This window comes from Capnocytophaga sp. oral taxon 338 str. F0234 (assembly GCF_000192225.1).
In the GTDB taxonomy this organism is placed as follows: domain Bacteria; phylum Bacteroidota; class Bacteroidia; order Flavobacteriales; family Flavobacteriaceae; genus Capnocytophaga.
Genome location: NZ_GL872413.1, coordinates 1,667,876 through 1,689,447, shown reverse-complemented (window position 1 = coordinate 1,689,447; position 21,572 = coordinate 1,667,876). Strand labels below are relative to the sequence as shown.

Here is a 21,572-nt window from a genome sequence, read left to right as displayed (position 1 = left end):
CAATGTTTAATAAAGAAAATAAAAAACCTATGGCAACAGACAATTCAGTAGCGGGAAGTAACCGCATCGTAGGAGGAACTAAAATTAAAGGAGAGGTGAATTCCGGATCAGATTTCCGTATTGATGGTGAAATAGAAGGAACTATACAAACCTCCGGACGTCTTGTAGTGGGAAAAACAGGCGTTATACATGGAAATGTTATTTGTACCAATGCTGATATAGAAGGTAATGTACGGGGAACCCTCGTGGTGAAGAGTACTTTGAGTCTCAAGGCAACAGCCATTATAGAAGGAGAAGTACAAGCCGATAAACTCGCTATAGAACCAGGAGCAGTATTCAATGTAAAGTGTAGTATGGGAAGTGGAAATCATAATGCCTCCAAGGAACCACAACCTTTGATGAATGAACCCAAAAAAGAAGTTAAATAATTGGGTGAAGTTCTCCCAATTGGGAATACAAATGGCAGTTACTATTGGTATTTGTGCCTATTGTGGGAATTGGTTAGACCAGAAATATCCTACTATTGCCCCTTGGGGAACAGTAGGAGGGGGGCTTTTTGGGGTATTTGCTTCGCTATATCTTGTAATAAAACAAGTAAATCAGATGGAAGAGGAATGATTTATTTATGATGAAAAAATGGTTTTTATGGGGCTTTCTATGTCCCTTATGTGTACAAGCACAAGAGGTACAACTCTTACAAGAAGGGAAAGTACAGGAGTTATTCCCCTTCAAAGTACAGAAAAAATTAGGAATCTCATTTCCTATAACCAAAGTGTATACTTACCAAGATGAAGAAGGAAAACACTTTTGGGTATTCTCCGAGAACAAACTCTATGACTCTTCCAAAAAAGGAGAAAAAGTATATAGAAAAAATAATGAAGGAGAGGTTATTAATGATAAGATTAAGGCTTTTCACCTTCTTAGACAGGAGAATACTTTTCAAGTAGTGAAAATACTCTATGATTATCGTCCTAAATGGGAAGAATGGGAGTTTTCTATTGGGTTCTGGACAAAGTTTTCCTCTTTAACGGATTTGGACAAGGACGGTTATGTGGATCCTATTATTGTCTATGGGGCAACTCCTACTGACGGAGACCCTGACCGGGGAAAAGTAAAAATTATAACCTATTATAAGGGAGAGAAAGTGGGGATTCGCCATCAAGATGCTCCTGATGACAGCGGAAGAGAAACACAGATAGATGCTGCTTATTATAAGTTACCTAAGCCGATCCGACAGAGAATATTTGATACCATTAATCGCTTACAAGAACAACAATTGACCCTATTCAATCCAGAGGATTTCAGAAAATTAAAAAGATAAAAATGCAATTCTGCAAAAAACAATAAATATGGACTTACTAGAAAAAAGTAAAATGAATGCTCAATCGTGGCTTACTCCAGCCTTTGATGCAGCTACTCAAGAAAAAGTTCGTCAGCTACTCGCCGGAGAAAAAGAGGAACTGATAGAATCTTTCCATAAGAATTTGGAGTTTGGTACCGGAGGAATGCGCGGTATTATGGGAATAGGTACCAATCGTATGAACCGTTATACTTTGGGTAAAAATACTCAGGGATTGAGTAATTACCTCAAGAAGGTATATCCTAATGAGCAAGTAAAGGTAGTGATTGCTTATGATTGCCGCCATAATTCACAAGAATTCGCAAAAATAGTAGCCGATGTGTTCTCTGCCAACGGTATTAAGGTGTTTCTTTTCTCACAGTTGCGACCTACCCCTGAACTTTCCTTCGCTATAAGATTCTTGAAATGTCATAGTGGGGTAGTCCTTACGGCTTCCCATAATCCGCCAGAATATAATGGATATAAAGTGTATTGGACAGACGGTGGACAGCTCGTACCTCCTCAAGATAAAGAAGTAATGGAGGCTATTGATAAGGTACAGTTCGCTGATATAAAATTTAATGCCAATGAAGCACTTATTGAAAAGATAGACACTCAGGTGGATGAAGCCTTCATGAAAGCCTCTTTAAGCAAAGCTAATTTCCCTATCAAAGGAAAGGAAAACCTAAAAATCGTATATACCCCTTTGCATGGCACTTCAGTAACCATTATCCCTAAACTTTTTGAACGTGCAGGCTATACCTCCTTACACATAGTGGAGGAACAAGCGACTCCTGATGGAAGTTTCCCTACAGTGAAATCTCCAAATCCTGAGGAACCTGAAGCTCTTACCTTAGCACTAAAGAAAGCAGAAGAACTTGGGGCTGATATTGTCTTTGGAACTGACCCAGATAGTGACCGTATAGGAATAGCCGTACGGGACCTCCATGACAAAATGGTATTACTCAATGGAAACCAAACTATGCTCATGATGACTAAGTACCTTCTGGACAAATGGAAAGAAAAAGGAGAGAAAACAGGGCATGAGTTTATTGCCTCTACAATCGTTTCTACTCCTATGATGCGGAAACTTGCCAATGCCTATGGTGTAGAGTATAAGGAAGGTCTTACTGGATTCAAGTGGATAGCCAAGATGATTAAGGACTTCCCTAACCAACAGTTTATTGGTGGAGGAGAGGAAAGTTTTGGTTTTATGGTAGGAGATTTTCTCCGCGATAAGGATGCGGAAACCTCTTCCTTATTGGCTATGGATATTGCCGCTGAAGCTAAGGCTAAAGGAAGTTCTTTCTTTAAGGAAATGCTTAAAATGTATCAAGAATACGGACTTTATCAGGAATACTTAATCTCTATTGTAAGAAAAGGAGTAAGCGGAGCTGAGGAAATTAATCAAATGATGAAGAACCTCCGTGAAAATCCTCTTAAAACCATTGGAGGAGAAAAAGTAGTACGCATTGAGGATTATCAAACTTCTATTGCCAAAAATCTCCTTACAGGTGAGCAAACTCATATAGAAATTCCTAAGTCCAATGTGCTTATTTATTATACTGAAAAGGGAACTAAGGTAGCTGCACGACCTAGTGGTACAGAACCTAAAATTAAGTTCTATTTTAGTGTTAATGCACCTTTGTCCTCCCCTGAGGCTTTTGAACAAACACAAAAAGAACTCTTATCTAAAATCCAACAGATTACCAAAGAATTGAATCTGTAATACTTAATACTTTTTTGGATGAAGAATTGATTTTCTTATATATTATTGAATGAACGTAGCCAATATAAAAAGACTCTATCCGTATGTACTTCCTTATAAAAGGTATGTATTTTTGAATATTTTTTTCAATATCCTATATGCACTCTTTAGCTCCTTATCCTTTGTGGCACTCATCCCAATGCTTGAGGTATTGTTTGATTCTAATAAGAGAATATATCATAAGCCTGTATATAAGGGAATTGCAGAGGCAAATACTTACTTTAAGGAATACCTTAACTATCAGGTAACCCAGCATACAGGAGGAGATCCCGTACAAGCACTCTCTTATATTATTGTATTAGTGTTATTCTTATTCTTTCTAAAGAATATATTCAATTATTTAGCTATTGTATTTATTAACCTCTTACGTAATGGAGTGTTGAAGGATTTACGTAATATGATGTATAAGAAAATCATTTCTTTACCTATTTCTTACTTTTCAGAGAAGCGAAAAGGGGATGTTATCTCACGCATTACTACAGATATCAATGAGTTTCAAGTCTCTTACTTGAGTATATTGGAATTTATTGTAAGGGAGCCACTTACCATTATCTTTACTATTATTATCATGTGTGGGATTAGCCTTAAACTTACTATATTTGTTTTTGTTTTTATTCCTATTGCAGGACTGGCAATCTCAAGAGTAGGGAAAACACTTAAGAAACATTCAGGACGTGTACAAGCCGAACAGGGTTTCTTCCTCTCCTTGATAGAAGAAACTATCTCAGGGCTCCGTATTATTAAGTCCTTTAATGCACAAAATACATTTATTAAGCGTTTTACGGATTCTACCCAGCGGTTCTTCTCCTATTCTAATAACTTATCCTATCGGCAGAACTTAGCCTCTCCTATTAGTGAGTTCTTGGGAATCTTGGTCATTGGGATTCTCTTATGGTTCGGTGGTACTATGGTACTGGTGGATAGAACTTTAGAGGGCTCTGAGTTTGTTGCCTATATGGGGCTGGCTTATAATATATTGACCCCCGCTAAGGAGATTAGTAAGGCTGCTTATCGGTTGCGACAAGGAGATGCAGCAGCACTCCGTGTATTGGAGGTAATTCATGCGCAGAATCCTATTTTTGATAAGGAAAATGCCATAGAAAAAACAGATTTTCAAACCGCAATCTCACTCAAGAATATATCTTTTAAATATGAAAATGAGTATGTACTCAAGGATTTCTCTCTTGAAGTACCCAAAGGAAAAACAGTGGCTTTGGTAGGTCAGTCAGGAAGTGGAAAGAGTACCATTGCTAACCTTATTGCTCGGTTCTATGATGTGGATAAAGGGAGTATTGCCTTTGATGGGATTGATATTCGAGAGATTAAGATACATTCTTTGCGAAACCTTATTGGAATTGTCTCTCAGGACTCTATACTTTTTAATGATTCTATTACTAATAATCTCCTTATAGGAAAGCCTTCAGCTACAGAAACAGAAATACAAGAAGCAGCAAAGGTTGCTAATGCTTATGAGTTTATTGAAGCTCTACCTGAGAAGTTCCAGACCAATATTGGTGACATGGGAGGTAAGCTCTCCGGAGGACAAAAACAACGCTTAAGTATCGCCCGTGCTGTACTGAAAAACCCACCTATCATGATACTGGATGAAGCTACCTCCGCTTTGGATACAGAAAGTGAAAAATTAGTGCAAAATGCCTTAGAGAAAATGATGATGAATCGTACTTCTTTAGTGATTGCACATCGCCTTTCTACCATTCAAAAGGCGGATATTATTGTAGTGATGGAGAAAGGAAAAATTATAGAACAAGGAAATCACACTACACTCATGGCTCAGAACGGAACTTATCGTAAACTTGTGGAAATGCAATCCTTTGAGTAGATTACTTTTCGGTATGAAGAGAAAGTTTCTCCCCACATTTGTGACAGAAAACAGCATCCTTAGGCAGGTGGTCTTCCCCACAATGAGGGCATTTTTTGTGGATACTATATTTCTCCCGCATGCGAGTATATTCAGAGGTAACGATGCCCGTAGGAACAGCGATAATACCATATCCCAATATCATAATGATGGAAGCCATAATTTGTCCAAAAGTAGTGGTAGGCACCACATCGCCATAGCCAACGGTAGTGAGTGTTACAATACACCAGTAAATACTACGAGGAATACTGGTGAATGCCTTGTCATGAGGCTCTATCATATACATAAGAGCTCCTAAAATCACACAAAGCACCAGTACAAAATAGATGAAAACAAATATTTTGGTTCGACTACTCTTTAAGGCTCTTTTTAGCTCATTTGCCTGTTGGGTGAACTGTACCAAATCCAAAATACGAAAGATACGTAGTAACCTGAGAATACGAATAATAGAAAGAAATTTGGATTCTTCAAAGAAGAATGAAAGGTACATAGGAAGAATAGAAATTAGGTCAATAATACCATAAAAACTAAAAATATATCTTCTTTGGTTGGGTGCACAGATAATACGTAATAGGTACTCTATGGAGAAAAAGAAGGTAATAATCCATTCCAAAACAACTAATAAAGTGTGTATCCTATCGTCCACCCTCTGTATACTCTCAGAAATAGCTAAAAAGGCACTTATTAGAATAAATCCAAGAAGAATAAGGTCAAATAGTTTTCCTAAGAAAGTATCTCTCCCATAAATAATGGTAAAAGCCTTTTCTTTTAGAAGTTCATATTTGGATTTTAACAGTTTTTTCATCTGAAATAAATAAAAAATCCAATGGAAAGTTCTTTCCATTGGACTTAATCTTGAGTTACTTAACAATATTCATCATAAGCAGCTTCCAAATTCTTAGCAATTACCTCTGCGAAACGACCTTCTATATGATGACGCTCAAGCATGTGAACCAATTCACCATCTTTGAAGAGAGCAATACTTGGAGATGAAGGAGGAAAAGGAAGCATATAATCCCGCATTTGTGCAGTAGCTTCTGTATCAAAGCCTGCAAAAACCGTTACTAAATGGTCGGGTTTTTTAGCGTGGTTTAAGCTCAAAAGAACTGCAGGACGGGCATTCCTTGCCGCACAGCCACATACCGAATTCACTACCACAAGGGTAGTACCAGTGCGCTTAATAGCCTCATCTACAGCTTCTGTAGTGTGGAGTGATTCAAAGCCTACATTTTCAAGCTCCGCTATCATAGGAGCTACTATCTCAGGTGGATACATAATTTTTAGTATTATTTTTATTCGTGGGGCAAAGATACGAAAAATAATGATGAATGGTTAATGATTAATGACTAATTTTGTCCAAGAAATAATCTATACCAAAACGTGTAGAATTAGAAAAAAAATTGTACTTTTGCCTAAGAAATCTGTTAAATGAGATTTTATGAGGAAGCTATTTTTCTTTCTGTTGTTTCTACCCTTGTGGGTTGGAGCACAGGATTTTGAGTATTGGGGAGGAAGGGCAGCCTTTACTCATACCAATCGTTCCCATAACTTGGGTTTTGTAGGGGTGTCTCTCAATACGGAGTATAACTGGGTAAGCCGCTCGCTCTATGCAGGAGTGCACTTGGGTTCACAGAACAGCCTTACTGAGGACGGGCGGAAACAGTCCAAAATGGAAATAGTACCAGAGATAGGGTACGAGTGTAACCTTATTATCTTAGGATTGGGTGCCTCGCTCAATACCCATGCCATCCAGCCACGTATAGGTTTTTCCTTTTTCAATATTCATCAGGCCTATGTGGGGTATTCAATTCCTTTCCGCCACGATGCAGTCTTCAAAGGGCTGACCTTTACGCTGGTGCTTAATCTCTCTAATGCAGAAAGCAGTAATGATCTTAGACTGTGGTAATTCAAGAAAATTTCACAACAAAATAAATATAAATTAATGAACCAAGAAATAAAACTCAATACCATAGAAGAGGCTATTGAGGACATCAAACAAGGGAAAATCGTCATCGTGGTAGATGACGAAAACCGTGAAAATGAAGGGGACTTTATCGCTGCTGCTGAAAAGGTAACTCCCGAAATGATCAACTTTATGACCCAGTACGGACGTGGTTTACTCTGTGCACCTTTGTTGGAGAAGCGTTGTAAGGAATTGGGATTGGATATGATGGTGGAGAACAACACTGTGTTACACCATACCCAATTTACCGTTTCTATAGATCTCAAGGGAGAGGGGTGTACTACCGGAATTTCCGTATTTGACCGCGCTAAAACGATTAAGGCACTGGTAAAGCCTGAGACAAAGCCAGAGGATTTTGGTCGCCCAGGACATATATTTCCGCTTAAGGCTAAGGAAGGTGGGGTACTTCGCCGTACAGGTCACACCGAAGCAGCAGTGGATTTGGCACGCTTGGCAGGACTGAAACCTGCAGGGATTCTCATTGAGATTCTCAATGAAGATGGATCTATGGCTCGCCTACCACAACTCGTGAAAGTGGCTGAAAAACATCATCTTAAGATTATTTCCATAGAGGACTTGATTGCCTACCGTATGCGTCATGATAGCCTTATTGTAAAGCGAGAAGACTTTTCTATAGATACCGACTTTGGACAATTCCGCCTACGTGCATACGAACAAACTACTAATGGACAGATTCATTTGGCTTTCACTAAAGGAACTTGGAGTAAGGATGAAGCAGTGCTCACTCGTATCCATGCCAACTTTATTAGCAATGATATCTTGGAACTTTTGCGTAAAAGAGACAACGAACTCAATCGTATCTTCCAGCAGATAGACGCTGGGGGCAAGGGTGCTTTTATTGTCATCAACCAAGGGGGCTATTCTCAAAATCTCCTTCATCGTATCCAAGCCATTAAGGCTGCTCAGGAAGGGAAACCAGCACCTTCGCAAACTCCTACTTCTCAGATGAAAGATATAGGAATAGGTGCCCAGATTCTGATAGATCTTGGCATTTCCCGAATCAAACTCCTTACCAATTCCGAACCTTCTCACTATGTAGGGATGTCGGGCTATGGCTTGGAAATTGTAGACTATGTAAGCTATTAAGATGAAAATAAAACAACTTCTTTTCTGGGACAAAGACACTATAGGGGATTTCTTTCCCTTGACTTTTACCCGCCCATCGGCTGAGTTGCGTGCGGGTATCTTGACCTTTGCCGAGCGCTGGAAATGGCTCTTGGGAATAACACAAGCCTCTTACCACACTGCGGATTACCTCCAAGAAAAGTACCCTTATACAGAGGTATCGGAAGAGGATACCCTCTCTATTTATGCTAATTTCTTGCCTACGTCCCGCCTTTTAGAACAGTTAAGATCTCTTAGGGTAGGGGAGGCTATTACTTATCAAGGGAGAATGTTGGCTTTTGTGGGAAAAAGTATTACACTTTCATCTATACCTCCTATAGAGTGGGAAGAGCCTTTGCTACTTTTTGAAAAACCTACTGATCTTTTTACTTATAACGATAAGACGATAGATTTTGATTTTGAGCTACTTACTAAAGGACGAACTTCTTCACCTCTTTCACCAACGAATGGCTTTTTGGGAGACAGGGCAAATCTTTTTATAGAGGAAGGTGCCAAGGTAGAGTTTGCCACACTCAACTGTCAGAAAGGAAAGATCTACATAGGCAAGGATGCCGAAGTGATGGAGGGCAGCCACTTGCGTGGGTCTATCGCCCTCTGCCAGCATGCTACTATAAATATGGGGGCTAAGCTCTATGGAGCCACTACCATAGGTCCTTATAGTAAGGTAGGCGGTGAGATAAGCAACTCGGTTATTTGGGGTTACTCCAACAAGGGGCATGACGGTTTCTTAGGCAATTCCGTACTGGGGCAATGGTGTAACTTGGGGGCTGATACCAATGTCTCCAACCTCAAGAATACCTATAATACTATACAGCTATGGGACTACCAGAAGGGCGACTATACTTCTTCAGGCTTGCAATTCTGTGGGATACTGATGGGTGACCATTCCAAAACGGCCATTAACACCCAACTCAACAGTGGTACTACCATAGGGGTCTTTGCTAATCTTTTCTCTGCAGGATTTCCGAGCAAGTATATACCTAACTTTGCTTGGGGTACCTCCTCTGAGAAATACCGTTTGGGCGAGGCTTTTGCCGTAGCCGAGCGTGTTATGGCACGTAGAGGTATCACTTTTGACGAGAAGGAACAGCATATACTCCAGTGGTTGTTTGATAATCAATAGGTATTATTATCTCCTTGTAGGTATACAAAACTTACAAGGAGATTTTATGAGTACCCTACAGTCCTGCCTCCTAAATAATCATGAAATACTTTTCCTATCGCTGTTTCTCCAAAATCAGAAAGGAAAAATAGCGAAAACACTAGGAAAAAACAAAGAGATAACAACTCTAATACATTTAGGAATATAAAAAATCGCTTCATAATATTTTTATTTTGTGTGCCTCCTTGTTATTCTAATCTTATTGTGCCATCTGGTAACTTTTCAATTATAAAAAGCCAAAAAACTCTTCCTGATAACAAATAAACTAAAAGAAGTTTTTTTAAATAAAAATTCCTCTAAAGAAATTGAATATTCTTTAGAGGAATTGATTTTTTAGTTTATAAAAGAATATTTTCTATCGCCTTACAAAAACCTTTATTAAAGGAGTTTCTTTACCAGTATTCCCTTTTTTATATTCAGAAAGAGTAAGTTTTTTCCCTGATATAGTTATTTTAGGTTCAGCATTAGTATTGAAATTGTATCCGTATTTAACTAAAATAGTATTGCCCGAAATGGTATAAGTACCTACTTGTTTATTAGAAGGGGTACAATTACCATCTGTTCCTGCATATTCAGTTTTGGTATATTCAGTATCTGTAAAAACTATTTTTGATTCCTTAGCACAATTACTAATGTGATAGGAGGTATCTCCAAAAGTTACACTTTCTAAATACCAAGTACTACCGACAAGGTCTTTAGGATCAAAATTATCTGATTTTCCACAAGACATTACAAAGAAGGCTATAGCTACTAAAACGGCTTTAAAAATATTTCCCATTTGCTTTATTAATTCAATGATGCAAAAATACAATATTACCTTTCTTATTACCTTATAGTATTGTTAAATATTTATCAAACTTTCCCTAATAGAATGTATCACTCCGTTGATGTGAACTTAAAGGATCGTACCATGAAGAAAAAGAGGACAAAATTAGTAGAAATATAAAAGAATACTCCAAATATAGATGTCTTTACTTCACTACTACCGTTTTGATATTGGCAAATTCTGATACACCAAAATGAGAGAGTTCGCGACCATAACCTGAGTGCTTGATACCGCCAAAGGGCAAATGCGGATCGCTGATGAGCATTTCGTTAATATATACTGCTCCTTCGTCAAAGCGAGGGGCTTGTGATTTTACAAAATCTACATTCTGGGAGAAAATGGATACTCCTAAACCGAAATCAGATTGATTGCTCAGGGCAATCGCTTCTTCAAAATCTTGGAAGGTAGTAATCACTGCTACAGGTCCAAAGGTTTCTTCCCTGAATACTCGCATGGTAGGAGTAACACCAGTAAGGACAGTAGGGGCATAGAAAGCACCTGTACGCTTGCCCCCACAGCGTAGGGTAGCGCCTTCGGAAAGGCTCTCCTGTACCATTTCTTCTATTTCTATGGCTAAATCCTCTCGTGCCATAGCACCTATTTCGGTACTGAAGTCATACTTGTCTCCTTGCTTGAGGGCTTTGACCTTTTCGGTAAAGGCGGCTATAAATTCCTCGACGATGGATTCTTGCACTAAGATGCGCTTACCAGCAATACAACTCTGTCCTGCGTTCTGCATACGGGCATTGACAGCTGTGGCAATGGCCTTGTTAAGGTCGGCATCTTCACATACGATAAAGGCAGCACTGCCACCGAGTTCTAAGACGGATTTCTTTAGGTACTTACCTGCAGATTGTGCCACTGACCTACCTGCAGGTTCGCTTCCGGTGAGGGTAACACCTTTGATAGCAGGGTGAGCAATGATGGCTTCTACGTGTTTACTGGGCAAGGTCAAGTTCTTATAGATAGGAAAACCTAAGCTCTCATCAAGGAAGACTTCTTCCAACAAGGCAGCCGTGGTAGGGACATTGGAGGCGTGCTTTACTACCAATACATTCCCCAAGAGTAGGTTAGGAATGGCTACACGGAATACCTGCCAAAAGGGGAAATTCCATGGCATGACCCCTAAGAGTACTCCTAAAGGTTCTAGGATTACATAACTTTCTGTCCAACTACTTTGTAAGGGTTGTGGGCGGAGAAAATCATCAATATGAGTTAGGTAATAATCGCAGAGGGTCGCACACTTCTTAACCTCAGCAAGAGATTGTGCCAAAGGCTTATTCATATCAGTGGTGATAGCTTTGGCGTATTCTTCACTATGGGCAAGGAGCTTTTTCTTGATACGGCTGATAGTCTCTTTTCTTAAAGCTAAGGATTGCATTCTCCAAGTATGGTAAGCGCTCTCCATCTCGCTTACGATGGTAAGGGATTTTTCTAACATCTTTGTAATGGTTTGGTTAAAACAAATGACAAATCTCTTCGGAAATTAGAGAGATTTGTCATTTATCACTTGTTACTTGTTACTATTCATTATTCACTATTTGGGTAGTTCCTTATATCCCATATTCCAAAGTGCAAAAGATTGTTCATCAGCATGTTGCTCAATAGATTTGCTTATAGGAGTTCCTGCTCCATGTCCTGCATTAGTTTCTATACGAATGATAACAGGGACATTCTTACAGGCTTGTTTTTTCTGCAACTCAGCGGAAAACTTGAAGCTATGGGCAGGTACCACACGGTCATCGTGGTCGGCAGTGGAAACCATAGTAGCTGGATAGCATACTCCGTCTTTTACATTGTGAACTGGAGAGTATTTGAGTAGATAGTCAAACATCTCTTTGCTATCATCGGAAGTACCATAGTCATAAGCCCAACCTGCGCCTGCAGTGAACTTGTGATAGCGAAGCATATCCATTACCCCTACATCAGGAAAAGCAACACGCATTAGGTCGGGACGCTGGGTCATCACGGCTCCTACCAATAGACCTCCGTTGGAAGCTCCTTTGATAGCCAATTTCTCTTTAGAGGTGTATTTCTCTTTGATAAGGTATTCAGCAGCAGCAATAAAGTCATCAAATACATTTTGTTTTTTGAACTTAGTACCGTCGTCATGCCATTTTTTACCATATTCACCACCTCCACGGATGTTAGCAGTGGCATATATTCCACCATTATTCATCCATACTGCGATGCTTACACCAAAATAGGGATAAGTAATAATATTGAATCCGCCATAACCATAAAGTAGAGTAGGGGCAGTACCATCAAGTTTGGTAGTTTTCTTGTAAGTAATAGTCATAGGTACTTTAGTACCGTCCTTAGAGGTATAGAATACTTGTTTAGACTCGTACTCATCTGAATTGAAAGCGATGGATGGTTTCCAGTATTGGGTAGTTTCCCCACTTTCCAAATTGAGTTTGTAGATACTTGTAGGAGTATAAGTATTGGTAAACCAGAAATAAGTATCTTTTTGGTCATCTTTGGAAGAGAATCCACCTGCTACTCCTATGGAAGGGAGTTTAATATCACGAATGAACTTACCTGAGAAGTCATATTGTTTTACTTCGGTAAGGGCTGCTACGGTATATTTGGCAAGGATATAGCCGCCTGCAGTGGTGATGTCCAATACATTTTCATTTTCAGGGATAAGGTCTCTCCAGTGTTCAGGAGTTGGAGTCTTTACATCGGTAACCACTACTTTCCCGTTAGGTGCATTAAGATTAGTGAAGAGGTAAAGTTTGTCTCCCTTGACATCAATCACAGAAGTATCGGAAGAATAGTCGTTAAGGATTGTTACCAAAGGTGCTTTAGGATTTTTCAAGTCCTTGATGAAGAGCTTATTACCAGAAGTAGCGTCAGCACCAAAGATAATAAGGTATCTCTGGTCATCGGTTACATAAGCATCGGTATAGCGGTTCTTTTCTTCAGGAGTACCTCCGAAGATGAGTACATCTTCTTTTTGAGAAGTGCCCAACTTATGGTAATATACTTTATTCTGGTCGGTCTTTTCAGAGAGTTCACTACCTTTTGGTTTGTCATAAGAAGAATAGTAGAAGCCTTCGTTTCCTTTCCAGTTACCACCACCAAATTTCACATCTACAATGGGGTCGCCTATTTGTTCTTTGGTCTTGGCATTGAGAACAATCGCCTTTTTCCAGTCGCTACCTGCCTCTGAGATAAGGTAGCATACTAAGGAACCATCTTTGGAAAAGTTGATACTCGCCAAGGAAGTTGTTCCGTCAGCAGCGAATTTGTTAGGGTCGAGGAATACCTCTTCGTTGCCGTTTTTATCTTTGCGATAAAGGACACTCTGGTCTTGCAGGCCGTTATTACGATAGTAGTAAGTATAGTCTCCTTCTACGAAAGGAGCACCTGACTTCTCATAATTCCAAAGTTTTTCTAATTGTTCTTTAATTGTCTTGCGATAAGGAATTGTATTGAGGTAATCAGCAGTGAATTGACTCTGTGCCTTCACCCAAGCTTCCGTCTCAGCACTTTTGTCATCTTCGAGCCAGCGATAAGGGTCGGCTACTTTAGTGCCAAAGTAATCATCTTCTACAACTTGTTCTTTGGTGGGAGGATAATTGAATTCTTTCATCTCTTCCGTTTCAGTAGGTTTGGTATTGTTGTGACAAGCGGAAAGAACGAGTACACAACCCAATGGAATAAAAAAACGTCTCATAGATATAATAAATTAAATGTTCTGTTAGCTTTCAAAATTTTGTTTAACTGCTACAAATTTACGAATATTTTTTGAAAGACACTTAATAAAAATTAGTAATATTGATAAAATAGGAAAATATATTGCATATCATTATATTAGAAATGTAATCTAATATGAAAAAAGTATAGAGTAAAAGGTAAAAAGTAGTATATTTATTCCCTTCTACCTTTTACCTCTTGTTTATTTGCTATTGGGGAGATCTTTATAACCCATGTTCCAAAGAGCAAAGGATTGCCAATCTGCCATCTGGTCAATAATCTTGCTTACAGGAGTTCCGGCTCCATGTCCTGCATTTGTCTCTATACGGATGAACACAGGATTTTTGCATGATTGTTTACTTTGAAGTTGAGCTGCAAATTTGAAGCTATGAGCGGGTACTACACGGTCATCATGGTCTCCTGTGAAAATAAGGGTTGCAGGATAGCAAGTACCTTCTTTTACATTATGAACAGGAGAGTAACCTTTTAGGTACTGGAACATCTCTTTACTGTCATCAGAGGTACCATAATCATAAGCCCAACCTGCCCCTGAGGTGAATTTGTGATAACGAAGCATATCCATTACCCCTACATAAGGAAGGGCAACACGCATAAGATCAGGGCGCTGGGTCATCACCGCTCCAATGAGTAAGCCCCCGTTAGAGCCTCCTTTGATAGCAAGTTTTTCTTTAGAAGTATATTTGTTATCTATTAGGTACTGGCAGGCAGCAATAAAGTCATCGAATACATTTTGCTTTTTGAACTTAGTACCATCATCATGCCATTTGGTACCATATTCTCCACCTCCACGAATATTAGCCACAGCAAAGATACCTCCATTATTCATCCATACCGCATAAGTAACAGCAAACCAAGGCGTATAGCTAATGTTAAATCCGCCATATCCATAAAGGGTAGTAGGAGCCGTACCATCTAAAGGAGTTCCTTTTTTATAGGTAATAATCATAGGTACTTTGGTACCGTCCTTAGAAGTGTAAAATACTTGCTTAGATTCAAAATCATTAGGATTGAAATCCATCTTTGGAGTCCAATAAAGTTCTGTTTCTCCACTTTCTAAATGTAGTTTGTAGATGCTCAGAGGAGTATAGTAGTTCTCAAAGGTAAAATAGGTGTCCTTATCTTCTTCATCGGCGGAATCTATGGCAGCAGTACCAATGGAAGGAAGTTCGATTTCTCTGATGAGTTTGCCTTCGAAGTCATATTGTTTTACTTGAGAAATGGCATCTTTCATATAGTGAGCCAAGATATATCTTCCAGCAACTACTGGAGTAAGTACATTATCTGTTTCAGGAATAACATCCCTCCAATTCTCAGGAGTAGGATGCTTAACATCAGTTACGACTACTTTTCCATTAGGAGCATTTAAGTTGGTTTGTAGGTATATTTTATCTCCTTTGATGGAAAGGATAAAAGTATCAGATGAATAGTCATTAAGAATATTTATCAGGGGACTATTGGTTTTTCTAAGGTCTTTGATCCATAATTTTCCTCCAGAGGTAGTTTCTTCTCCGCGAATAACTAAGTAATTCTCATCATTGGATACGTATCCCCCTACAAAACGATTTTTTTCTTCAGGAGTACCTCCGAAAATAAGTTTATCTTGGCTCTGAGCAGTACCTAATTTGTGATAATAAAGCTTATTCTGATCAGTTTTTTCGGAAAGTTCACTTCCCTTGGGCTTATCATAACTACAGTAATAGAAACCATCGTTTTTGTGCCAGTATCCTCCTGAATATTTAATGTTTACAATAGTATCTCCTATTTGTTCTTTGGTTTTAGTGTTAAGTACAATAGCTTTGCGCCAATCACTACCTCCTTCTGAAATAAGGTAGCATACTAAGGAACCATCTTTGGAAAAATTTACCTCGGCAAGGGAGGTGGTACCATCAGCGGCGAAGGTATTGGGGTCAAGGAATACTTCTTCTTTTCCTTCTTTGTCCTTGCGGTAGAGTACATTCTGGTTTTGCAAACCATTATTTTTGTAATAATAGGTATAATCTCCTATATCAAAAGGAGCAGTGAGTTCTTCATGATTCCACATTTTTTCCGCTTGTGCCTTTATTTTGTCACGAAATGGAATGGAATGAAGATAGCCAAAGGTTACAGCATTCTGTGCTTTTACCCAAGCTTCTGTTTCAGGGCTTTGATCATCCTCAAGCCAGCGATAGGGATCTATTATCTTTTCACCAAAATAAGTGTCTTCAACATTCTCTTTCTTGGTCTCAGGATAAGTGAACTTCTCCCAGGCTTCTTGAGTTTCTTCTTCTTTCTTGGTATTGTTATTGCAAGCCGAAAGGACAAGCAGGCAACCCAACGGAATAAAAAAACGTCTCATAGATATAATAATTAAATATTTTGTAAGCACATTTGGGTAAAATTCTCTCCAAATTCATTTTCCTATGATAAGGTAATATGAATCTAACAAAGAAAACTTTCTCAAAAGAATGCAACAAACTTACGTTTTTTTTCTAAAATATCTAAGAAAAAATTGAAAAAATTAATGCCTTTCTTTGTCCATATTCAATCTCAAGAAGATAAATAATAACATGGTAAATCCCCATAAACCTGAACCTCCGTAACTGAAGAAAGGAAGCGGAATTCCGATGGTAGGCATTATACCTATGACCATTCCTATATTTACGAAAAAGTGTAAGAAGAATATGGAAGCAACACAATAACCATAAATGCGATAAAATTTGCTCTTTTGGTTTTCAGCTAAGTACCATATTCTAAGACAGAGGAAGGCAAAGAGTAAGGTTACTGTAAAAGTCCCATAGAGTCCCCATTCTTCTCCTAAGGTAGTGAAAATATAATCAGTATGTTGTTCTGGAACAAAGTTGCCTTTGGTAAGAGTTCCTTCAAGAAATCCCTTCCCTGAAAGTCCTCCTGAAGAAATAGCTGACTCTGCTTGTAAGGTATTATAAGCTACAGTTTGCCTAAGTGTCTCGCTATCTGTAATCTCATTCTCCAAACGAAGCCAAAGGCTGAATCTGTCTCTATGATGTTGTTTGAATACGTTATAGAATATGAAATTTGCTGAAAAGGAAGTAAGAATACATAAAATAACTAAAAGAGTCATATTCTTATATGGAAAATGCCCCTTGCGCTTTTTGACCCAATAACCATAGAGAGAGGTTAGAAAGGTAAAAAAAGTAATGGTATTGCCTACTCCAAATTTTAAAGTTGTTAAGAAAACAGCTAAAAACAGCAACATGATGAATACAAAAGAAGAACTCATCCCTTCACGATTGAGGGCGAAGATGAAAGAACCATATACAAGGGTACTCCCAGGATCAGGTTGAAGAATAATTAGAACACAAGGAACTAAGATAATTAGTAAAACATTTAGTAGGTCTTTGAAATACCTAATATTTGTTTGTAAATAACTTAGGTGTTTGGCAAAAAGAAGGGCAGTAGCGGTTTTAGCAAACTCTGCAGGTTGTATGGTAATAGGACCTAATGAATACCAAGCTTTAGCTCCATTAATTGTTTTTCCGAAAATGAGAACTCCAGCTAAAAGAAGCATAGCAATAATATAGAAAATCTCTGCTGAATTCTCATAAAAACGAGGTTCTATTGCTAAAATGAAGAGAATAAGAATCACACTAGTACAAACAAAGAATAATTGCTTGGAAGCGTGCTGGGAGAAATCTAACAGATTTGCTGAAGTTTCATTGTATCCAGTAGCATAGATACATACCCAACCGATACTCACTAAAGCAAGATATAATAGGACACTTATCCAATCAAGATATTTTAGCATAGCATATTCTTATTTATTAATAGAAAAGGGAAGTCCTGAATAAGGTTTTGCATATTCCTCTTCTAAACTCTTTTCAAGCATTTGTTTTTCAAGTTCTTTCCTTTTTACATTTTTCGTTAAGTATTTTTCTATCATTAATGAAGCAATAGGACCGGCAATACGAGCACCAAAGTATCCATTCTCTACAACGACTACAATAGCAATTTTAGGAGCTTCTACAGGAGCCATCGCCATGAATATGGAGTGGTCAGTCAGCTGCATACGTTTCCCATTAATACGTATATAATTCTCAGCGGTACCTGTTTTAGCGGCTACATTAATACTATCTATTTTGGTACCTCGCGCAGTTCCTCCCGTATAGGCTAAATTCATTCCTTGTATAATGGGATCAAAATATTTAGGGTCAATTCGAGTATGTTTCTTCTCTGTATATTGAGTGAAAGGGGTTACTTTCCCATCTATCTTTTTTACCACATGAGGAGTATAAAAATAACCTTTATTAGCAATGGCTGCCAGCGCATTGGCAAGCTGTAAAGGAGTAACTAACACTTCTCCTTGTCCTATACCATTGGAGATGTTATAGGTAGCTGCCCATCGGTTCTCTCCATATTGACGATTATAGAAAGCAGCATCAGGAAGGTATCCCTTGCGACCAATTGGGAAATCACTTCCTAAGAATTCTCCAAAACCAAAGCTTTTCAGATCATTATCCCAAGCAGTAATCCCTTCTGAAGGAGTCTTGTATTTCTCAATAATTCTTCGGTATTCGTATGCGAAATAAGCATTGCAGGAATTGGCTATGGCATGGGTCATATCCAAGGGAGAAGGATGATGGTGACATCTCATCACTCGTGACCCATAATGATAACCTCCATTACAGGCTACTAAAGTTTGTGGAGTCATGACTCCTTCCTGTAATCCTAAAAGAGCTGTGAAAGGTTTGAAAGTGGATCCTGGAGGATATTCTGCCAATAAAGCACGGTCAAAAAGAGGTTTTGCTATGGAATCATTATACAGTAGAGTATAGTTTTCCGAACGTTTACGCCCTACAAGAAGATTAGGATCATAAGAAGGAGCAGAAACTAAAGCTAATATTTCACCCGTTTCCGGTTCAATGGCAACAATACTGCCACGCTTACATTGCATAAGCATTTCTCCATAGGCTTGTAAGCTCTCATCAATGGTAAGTTCTAAGGATTGTCCTGCAACAGGAAGGGTATCATATATACCATTTTTATAGGATCCTATTACTCTGTTGAATTTATCTTTTTGCAGATAGCGAACTCCCTTCTTGCCGCGTAAAAAGTCCTCATATTGTTTTTCAACTCCTTGCCTTCCGATAATTTCTCCCGCAAGATAATAAGGATTATTTTTTAGTTCCCAGTCATTTACTTCACTAATATACCCTAATACATTTGCCGCACAAAAGGTCTCATAATGCCTAAGAGAACGTTTTTGTACGAAAAAACCATTAAACTTGCGTAATTTTTCCTGTAATGGAGCGTATTCTTCTTTGGATAATTGGCTCACAAAAACAGAAGGTTTACGATAAGAATACTGTTTAGCTTTTTTTAAATTTTCTCTGAATTGTTCTATATTAATACCTACCAGATTACAAAACTCTAAAGTGTCTAAAGCCTTCACTTCATGAGGAACAACCATAATATCATAAGCAGACTGGTTAGTAACTAATAATTTCTCATTTCTATCGTATATATATCCTCTTTGAGGATAATCATATTCTACTTGTATAGCAACATCACTGGCAATGTTGTCTTTAGTTTTTTCTTTAACAATGATTTGTAAATAAAAAAGTCTTGCCAACAAAAATAATGTTCCTACACAGATAACTAAAGGAAGGAATATTTTTTTCATTATTATAAGAGCTATTTAAGGTTGCAAAAATAAGCATTATATTTGAAAACTATTGTTTTTTGTGAAGAATTTTTGTTTTGAAAGAATTACTTAAGAAAGAAATTAATAATAAATAGAAATAATATTAAAATTATTAAATTTATCTATCAATAAAAATAATTATATAAATATATTCTATATTAATTGCTTATGTCTAAATTAACAATTGGTTTATATAATTCCGCTTACTTTGTTATCAAAAGTTAAATTTCACATTTGAATTAAGATATATTTTATTCATATGTAAGCTTTTATAAAGTGATTTGAAAAATAATACTTAATAAAGGACTTTTATGTTTTTTAAAAGTATTGTAAAATTTAAAGATAATTTGTAATTTTGTAGAGTCAAAATAAATTAAAATGGATTTAAAAAATTTAATTATTTATATTCCATTTTCTAACCTGAAAGTTATTAAAAACCACAAAAGTAAATATGAAAAATGGTTTGATTTTGAAGTGCATTAAAAGCACATAAGATATTGAAAAGAACTATTTTTATATTTTAAGATGTTAAGAACAAAACAAATTATTTTAGCTTCCTTATCAGGGATAATGGTAGCTATTGCTCAAAATTCTAAAAAGGACTATAAGAGTACTCTTAATGGACTTGTAAAGAGCATTCGTACAACTACTTATGTAGCCTTAGACAAAGGAGGGGGACACTATGGAAAAGGAAGTGTGGCAAAAGGAACCGATAATCTGCTTACCCATTATGATAGAAAGGGTAATATTACTGAGAGGATAGCCTATTATACTAATGGAAATCTTTGGTATACGAAGAATTATGTTTATGAAGGTAATGATGTAAAGAAAGAAACTCTCCTTAAAAAGACAGAACCCAAGCTATTAAAATCCTTTGAAGAAGGAGAGGAAGGACTCATAGGACGTGTAGCTTATCGGTATGATAAGAAAGGTCAGAAAACAGAGGAATCATCTTATGATGATAAAGGAGTCCTCTTGTGGCGTTATGTATATCGTTATGATAATAAAGGACATATAATAGAAAAGGATAACTTTGATACACAAGGAATACTTCTTAGTAGAGAATCTTATAAGTATGATCAGGAAGGAAATCTTTTGGAAAAGCTTATTACAATGAATCATCAGACAGCTTATAAATGTACGTGGAAATATAATGAGAAAGGAAAGGAAATTACTAAAGAAGAATATTTCACAGAGTTGATAACTCCTGAGAAAATTAATAAAATTATAGAAAATGAATTACTTGCAAAAGGTGCTTTGTGGAAGAAATTTAGATATTCTTATGATAATAAAGGTAATCGATCAGAAGTGTTTGTCTATAATGCATCTTCAGAGAAAAGTAAACTAAATGAAGGAGCCGCTCAAAATCCCAGCAAAGAGGCTCTTGAAAATACTCCTAAAAGGCTCTCTTATGAAGAACTCCCCAATCCTAAACTCTTGTCTACAAATGAATATGATAATTTAAGAAATCTTTGGGTGAAAGATATTTATGTGTATGATAAAGAGGGAAAGATTATAGAAGTGAGAAGCATTGATAATGAAGATAAAACCTTATTCCGATACACTTACAAATATGATGATAGGGGTAATGAAATAGATAGAGTAAGTTATGGTAAAAATAATGAAGTGATTCAAAGGACAACACATTCCTTTGATAGTAAAAATAATTTGACTGAACGTTCTGAGTATGACACTTATGGGGAATTGATACAGAAAAATATCTATAAATATAATGAAAAGGGACAGAAAATAGAACAACAAGGACTTAATTCAAATGGTAGTTTGGCTTTCCTTATAAAGTTTATTTACAATGCTACAGGTGAACTTATAGAATCTCTTACTTATAATACCAAAGGAGAACTTACCTCTAAACTTATACAACAGTATAAGATGGATAATTATAATAACTGGACAAAACTTACTCAATATACAGATGGAAAGGCTACTTTTATTACAGAACGTATTATTGAATATTATCGTTAAGTGAAGAGATTATAAGTTCATAACCACCTTGAAAAAAGTGGTTTTTTGTTAAATAAATGTTATTTATTGAAGATCTCCTAATATTTTTATAATTTTGTGCTCTGAAAATTTTAATAATTATAAG

The 21,572-nt window shown here is 37.3% G+C and carries 17 protein-coding genes; 9 read left to right on the top strand and 8 right to left on the bottom strand.

Features of this window, described 5'->3' with window-relative positions:
* Positions 1-2: 2 nt before the first annotated feature.
* From HMPREF9071_RS07695 to HMPREF9071_RS07675, 5 genes are read left to right on the top strand one after another with little or no spacing between them, the layout of a single operon-like run.
* Positions 3-428, top strand: a complete 426-nt coding sequence (locus HMPREF9071_RS07695) for a polymer-forming cytoskeletal protein (RefSeq protein ID WP_009746049.1) — start codon at positions 3-5, stop codon at positions 426-428.
* Positions 403-618 carry an AtpZ/AtpI family protein gene (locus HMPREF9071_RS07690; protein WP_009746048.1) on the top strand — a complete coding sequence of 72 codons (216 nt, stop codon included), beginning with the start codon at positions 403-405 and terminating at the stop codon, positions 616-618. Before HMPREF9071_RS07695 ends, HMPREF9071_RS07690 begins: the two co-directional genes overlap by 26 nt.
* A gap of 10 nt (positions 619-628) precedes the next feature.
* Positions 629-1,321 carry a M949_RS01915 family surface polysaccharide biosynthesis protein gene (locus HMPREF9071_RS07685; RefSeq protein WP_040358077.1) on the top strand — a complete coding sequence of 231 codons (693 nt, stop codon included), beginning with the start codon at positions 629-631 and terminating at the stop codon, positions 1,319-1,321.
* Positions 1,322-1,349: 28 nt separating this feature from the next.
* Positions 1,350-3,068: a phospho-sugar mutase gene (locus tag HMPREF9071_RS07680; RefSeq protein ID WP_009746046.1), complete on the top strand. Its 1,719-nt coding sequence runs from the start codon at positions 1,350-1,352 to the stop codon at positions 3,066-3,068.
* 49 nt (positions 3,069-3,117) lie between these two features.
* A complete protein-coding gene (locus HMPREF9071_RS07675) occupies positions 3,118-4,947 on the top strand; it encodes an ABC transporter ATP-binding protein (protein WP_009746045.1) in 1,830 nt (609 codons plus the stop codon).
* A 1-nt stretch (position 4,948) separates the two neighbouring features.
* On the opposite strand, the gene HMPREF9071_RS07670 is transcribed toward HMPREF9071_RS07675, so the two are convergent.
* Both HMPREF9071_RS07670 and HMPREF9071_RS07665 read right to left on the bottom strand, forming a co-directional pair.
* Positions 4,949-5,791 (bottom strand): ion transporter, encoded by an 843-nt coding sequence (locus HMPREF9071_RS07670; protein WP_040358434.1) that lies wholly within the window; start codon positions 5,789-5,791, stop codon positions 4,949-4,951.
* Between the two features lie 59 nt (positions 5,792-5,850).
* A complete protein-coding gene (locus HMPREF9071_RS07665; RefSeq protein WP_009746043.1) occupies positions 5,851-6,261 on the bottom strand; it encodes a BrxA/BrxB family bacilliredoxin in 411 nt (136 codons plus the stop codon).
* 163 nt (positions 6,262-6,424) lie between these two features.
* Between HMPREF9071_RS07665 and HMPREF9071_RS07660 the strand changes: the two genes are divergently transcribed.
* The 3 genes from HMPREF9071_RS07660 to HMPREF9071_RS07650 are packed head-to-tail and all read left to right on the top strand — an operon-like array spanning position 6,425 to position 9,218.
* The gene (locus HMPREF9071_RS07660) at positions 6,425-6,892 is read left to right on the top strand and encodes a hypothetical protein (RefSeq protein ID WP_009746042.1); all 468 of its coding nucleotides are present in this window, start codon (positions 6,425-6,427) and stop codon (positions 6,890-6,892) included.
* Positions 6,893-6,928: 36 nt separating this feature from the next.
* Complete coding sequence (ribB, locus tag HMPREF9071_RS07655) at positions 6,929-8,056, top strand: 3,4-dihydroxy-2-butanone-4-phosphate synthase (protein ID WP_009746041.1); 1,128 nt, start codon at positions 6,929-6,931, stop codon at positions 8,054-8,056.
* A gap of 1 nt (position 8,057) precedes the next feature.
* Positions 8,058-9,218, top strand: coding sequence for a GlmU family protein (locus tag HMPREF9071_RS07650; protein WP_009746040.1), 1,161 nt, complete (start codon positions 8,058-8,060; stop codon positions 9,216-9,218).
* Between the two features lie 394 nt (positions 9,219-9,612).
* On the opposite strand, the gene HMPREF9071_RS07640 is transcribed toward HMPREF9071_RS07650, so the two are convergent.
* The 6 genes from HMPREF9071_RS07640 to mrdA form a co-directional block, all read right to left on the bottom strand.
* Complete coding sequence (locus tag HMPREF9071_RS07640; protein WP_009746038.1) at positions 9,613-10,035, bottom strand: lipocalin family protein; 423 nt, start codon at positions 10,033-10,035, stop codon at positions 9,613-9,615.
* A gap of 193 nt (positions 10,036-10,228) precedes the next feature.
* Positions 10,229-11,524 (bottom strand): NAD-dependent succinate-semialdehyde dehydrogenase, encoded by a 1,296-nt coding sequence (locus tag HMPREF9071_RS07635; RefSeq protein ID WP_009746037.1) that lies wholly within the window; start codon positions 11,522-11,524, stop codon positions 10,229-10,231.
* A gap of 96 nt (positions 11,525-11,620) precedes the next feature.
* Complete coding sequence (locus HMPREF9071_RS07630; protein ID WP_009746036.1) at positions 11,621-13,765, bottom strand: prolyl oligopeptidase family protein; 2,145 nt, start codon at positions 13,763-13,765, stop codon at positions 11,621-11,623.
* 222 nt (positions 13,766-13,987) lie between these two features.
* Entirely contained in the window at positions 13,988-16,141 is a 2,154-nt protein-coding gene (locus HMPREF9071_RS07625) for a prolyl oligopeptidase family protein (protein ID WP_009746035.1), read from the bottom strand.
* 162 nt (positions 16,142-16,303) lie between these two features.
* Positions 16,304-17,569, bottom strand: coding sequence for a rod shape-determining protein RodA (gene rodA / locus HMPREF9071_RS07620; RefSeq protein WP_009746034.1), 1,266 nt, complete (start codon positions 17,567-17,569; stop codon positions 16,304-16,306).
* Positions 17,570-17,578: 9 nt separating this feature from the next.
* Complete coding sequence (gene mrdA, locus HMPREF9071_RS07615; RefSeq protein ID WP_009746033.1) at positions 17,579-19,444, bottom strand: penicillin-binding protein 2; 1,866 nt, start codon at positions 19,442-19,444, stop codon at positions 17,579-17,581.
* Between the two features lie 546 nt (positions 19,445-19,990).
* On the opposite strand from mrdA, the gene HMPREF9071_RS07610 reads away from it, so the two are divergent.
* Positions 19,991-21,448: a sugar-binding protein gene (locus tag HMPREF9071_RS07610; RefSeq protein WP_009746032.1), complete on the top strand. Its 1,458-nt coding sequence runs from the start codon at positions 19,991-19,993 to the stop codon at positions 21,446-21,448.
* Positions 21,449-21,572 lie beyond the last annotated feature (124 nt).

Excerpts from the sequence above, each read along its gene's own strand:
- HMPREF9071_RS07690 (WP_009746048.1), top strand. The coding sequence starts at position 403 with ATGAACCCAAAAAAGAAGTTAAATAATTGGGTGAAGTTCTCCCAATTG.
- HMPREF9071_RS07640 (WP_009746038.1), bottom strand. The coding sequence starts at position 10,035 with ATGGGAAATATTTTTAAAGCCGTTTTAGTAGCTATAGCCTTCTTTGTA.
- HMPREF9071_RS07650 (WP_009746040.1), top strand. The coding sequence starts at position 8,058 with ATGAAAATAAAACAACTTCTTTTCTGGGACAAAGACACTATAGGGGAT.
- mrdA (WP_009746033.1), bottom strand. The coding sequence starts at position 19,444 with ATGAAAAAAATATTCCTTCCTTTAGTTATCTGTGTAGGAACATTATTT.
- HMPREF9071_RS07680 (WP_009746046.1), top strand. The coding sequence starts at position 1,350 with ATGGACTTACTAGAAAAAAGTAAAATGAATGCTCAATCGTGGCTTACT.
- HMPREF9071_RS07665 (WP_009746043.1), bottom strand. The coding sequence starts at position 6,261 with ATGTATCCACCTGAGATAGTAGCTCCTATGATAGCGGAGCTTGAAAAT.
- ribB (WP_009746041.1), top strand. The coding sequence starts at position 6,929 with ATGAACCAAGAAATAAAACTCAATACCATAGAAGAGGCTATTGAGGAC.
- HMPREF9071_RS07675 (WP_009746045.1), top strand. The coding sequence starts at position 3,118 with ATGAACGTAGCCAATATAAAAAGACTCTATCCGTATGTACTTCCTTAT.
- HMPREF9071_RS07625 (WP_009746035.1), bottom strand. The coding sequence starts at position 16,141 with ATGAGACGTTTTTTTATTCCGTTGGGTTGCCTGCTTGTCCTTTCGGCT.
- HMPREF9071_RS07685 (WP_040358077.1), top strand. The coding sequence starts at position 629 with ATGAAAAAATGGTTTTTATGGGGCTTTCTATGTCCCTTATGTGTACAA.
- HMPREF9071_RS07695 (WP_009746049.1), top strand. The coding sequence starts at position 3 with ATGTTTAATAAAGAAAATAAAAAACCTATGGCAACAGACAATTCAGTA.
- HMPREF9071_RS07670 (WP_040358434.1), bottom strand. The coding sequence starts at position 5,791 with ATGAAAAAACTGTTAAAATCCAAATATGAACTTCTAAAAGAAAAGGCT.
- HMPREF9071_RS07630 (WP_009746036.1), bottom strand. The coding sequence starts at position 13,765 with ATGAGACGTTTTTTTATTCCATTGGGTTGTGTACTCGTTCTTTCCGCT.
- HMPREF9071_RS07635 (WP_009746037.1), bottom strand. The coding sequence starts at position 11,524 with ATGTTAGAAAAATCCCTTACCATCGTAAGCGAGATGGAGAGCGCTTAC.
- HMPREF9071_RS07660 (WP_009746042.1), top strand. The coding sequence starts at position 6,425 with ATGAGGAAGCTATTTTTCTTTCTGTTGTTTCTACCCTTGTGGGTTGGA.
- HMPREF9071_RS07610 (WP_009746032.1), top strand. The coding sequence starts at position 19,991 with ATGTTAAGAACAAAACAAATTATTTTAGCTTCCTTATCAGGGATAATG.
- rodA (WP_009746034.1), bottom strand. The coding sequence starts at position 17,569 with ATGCTAAAATATCTTGATTGGATAAGTGTCCTATTATATCTTGCTTTA.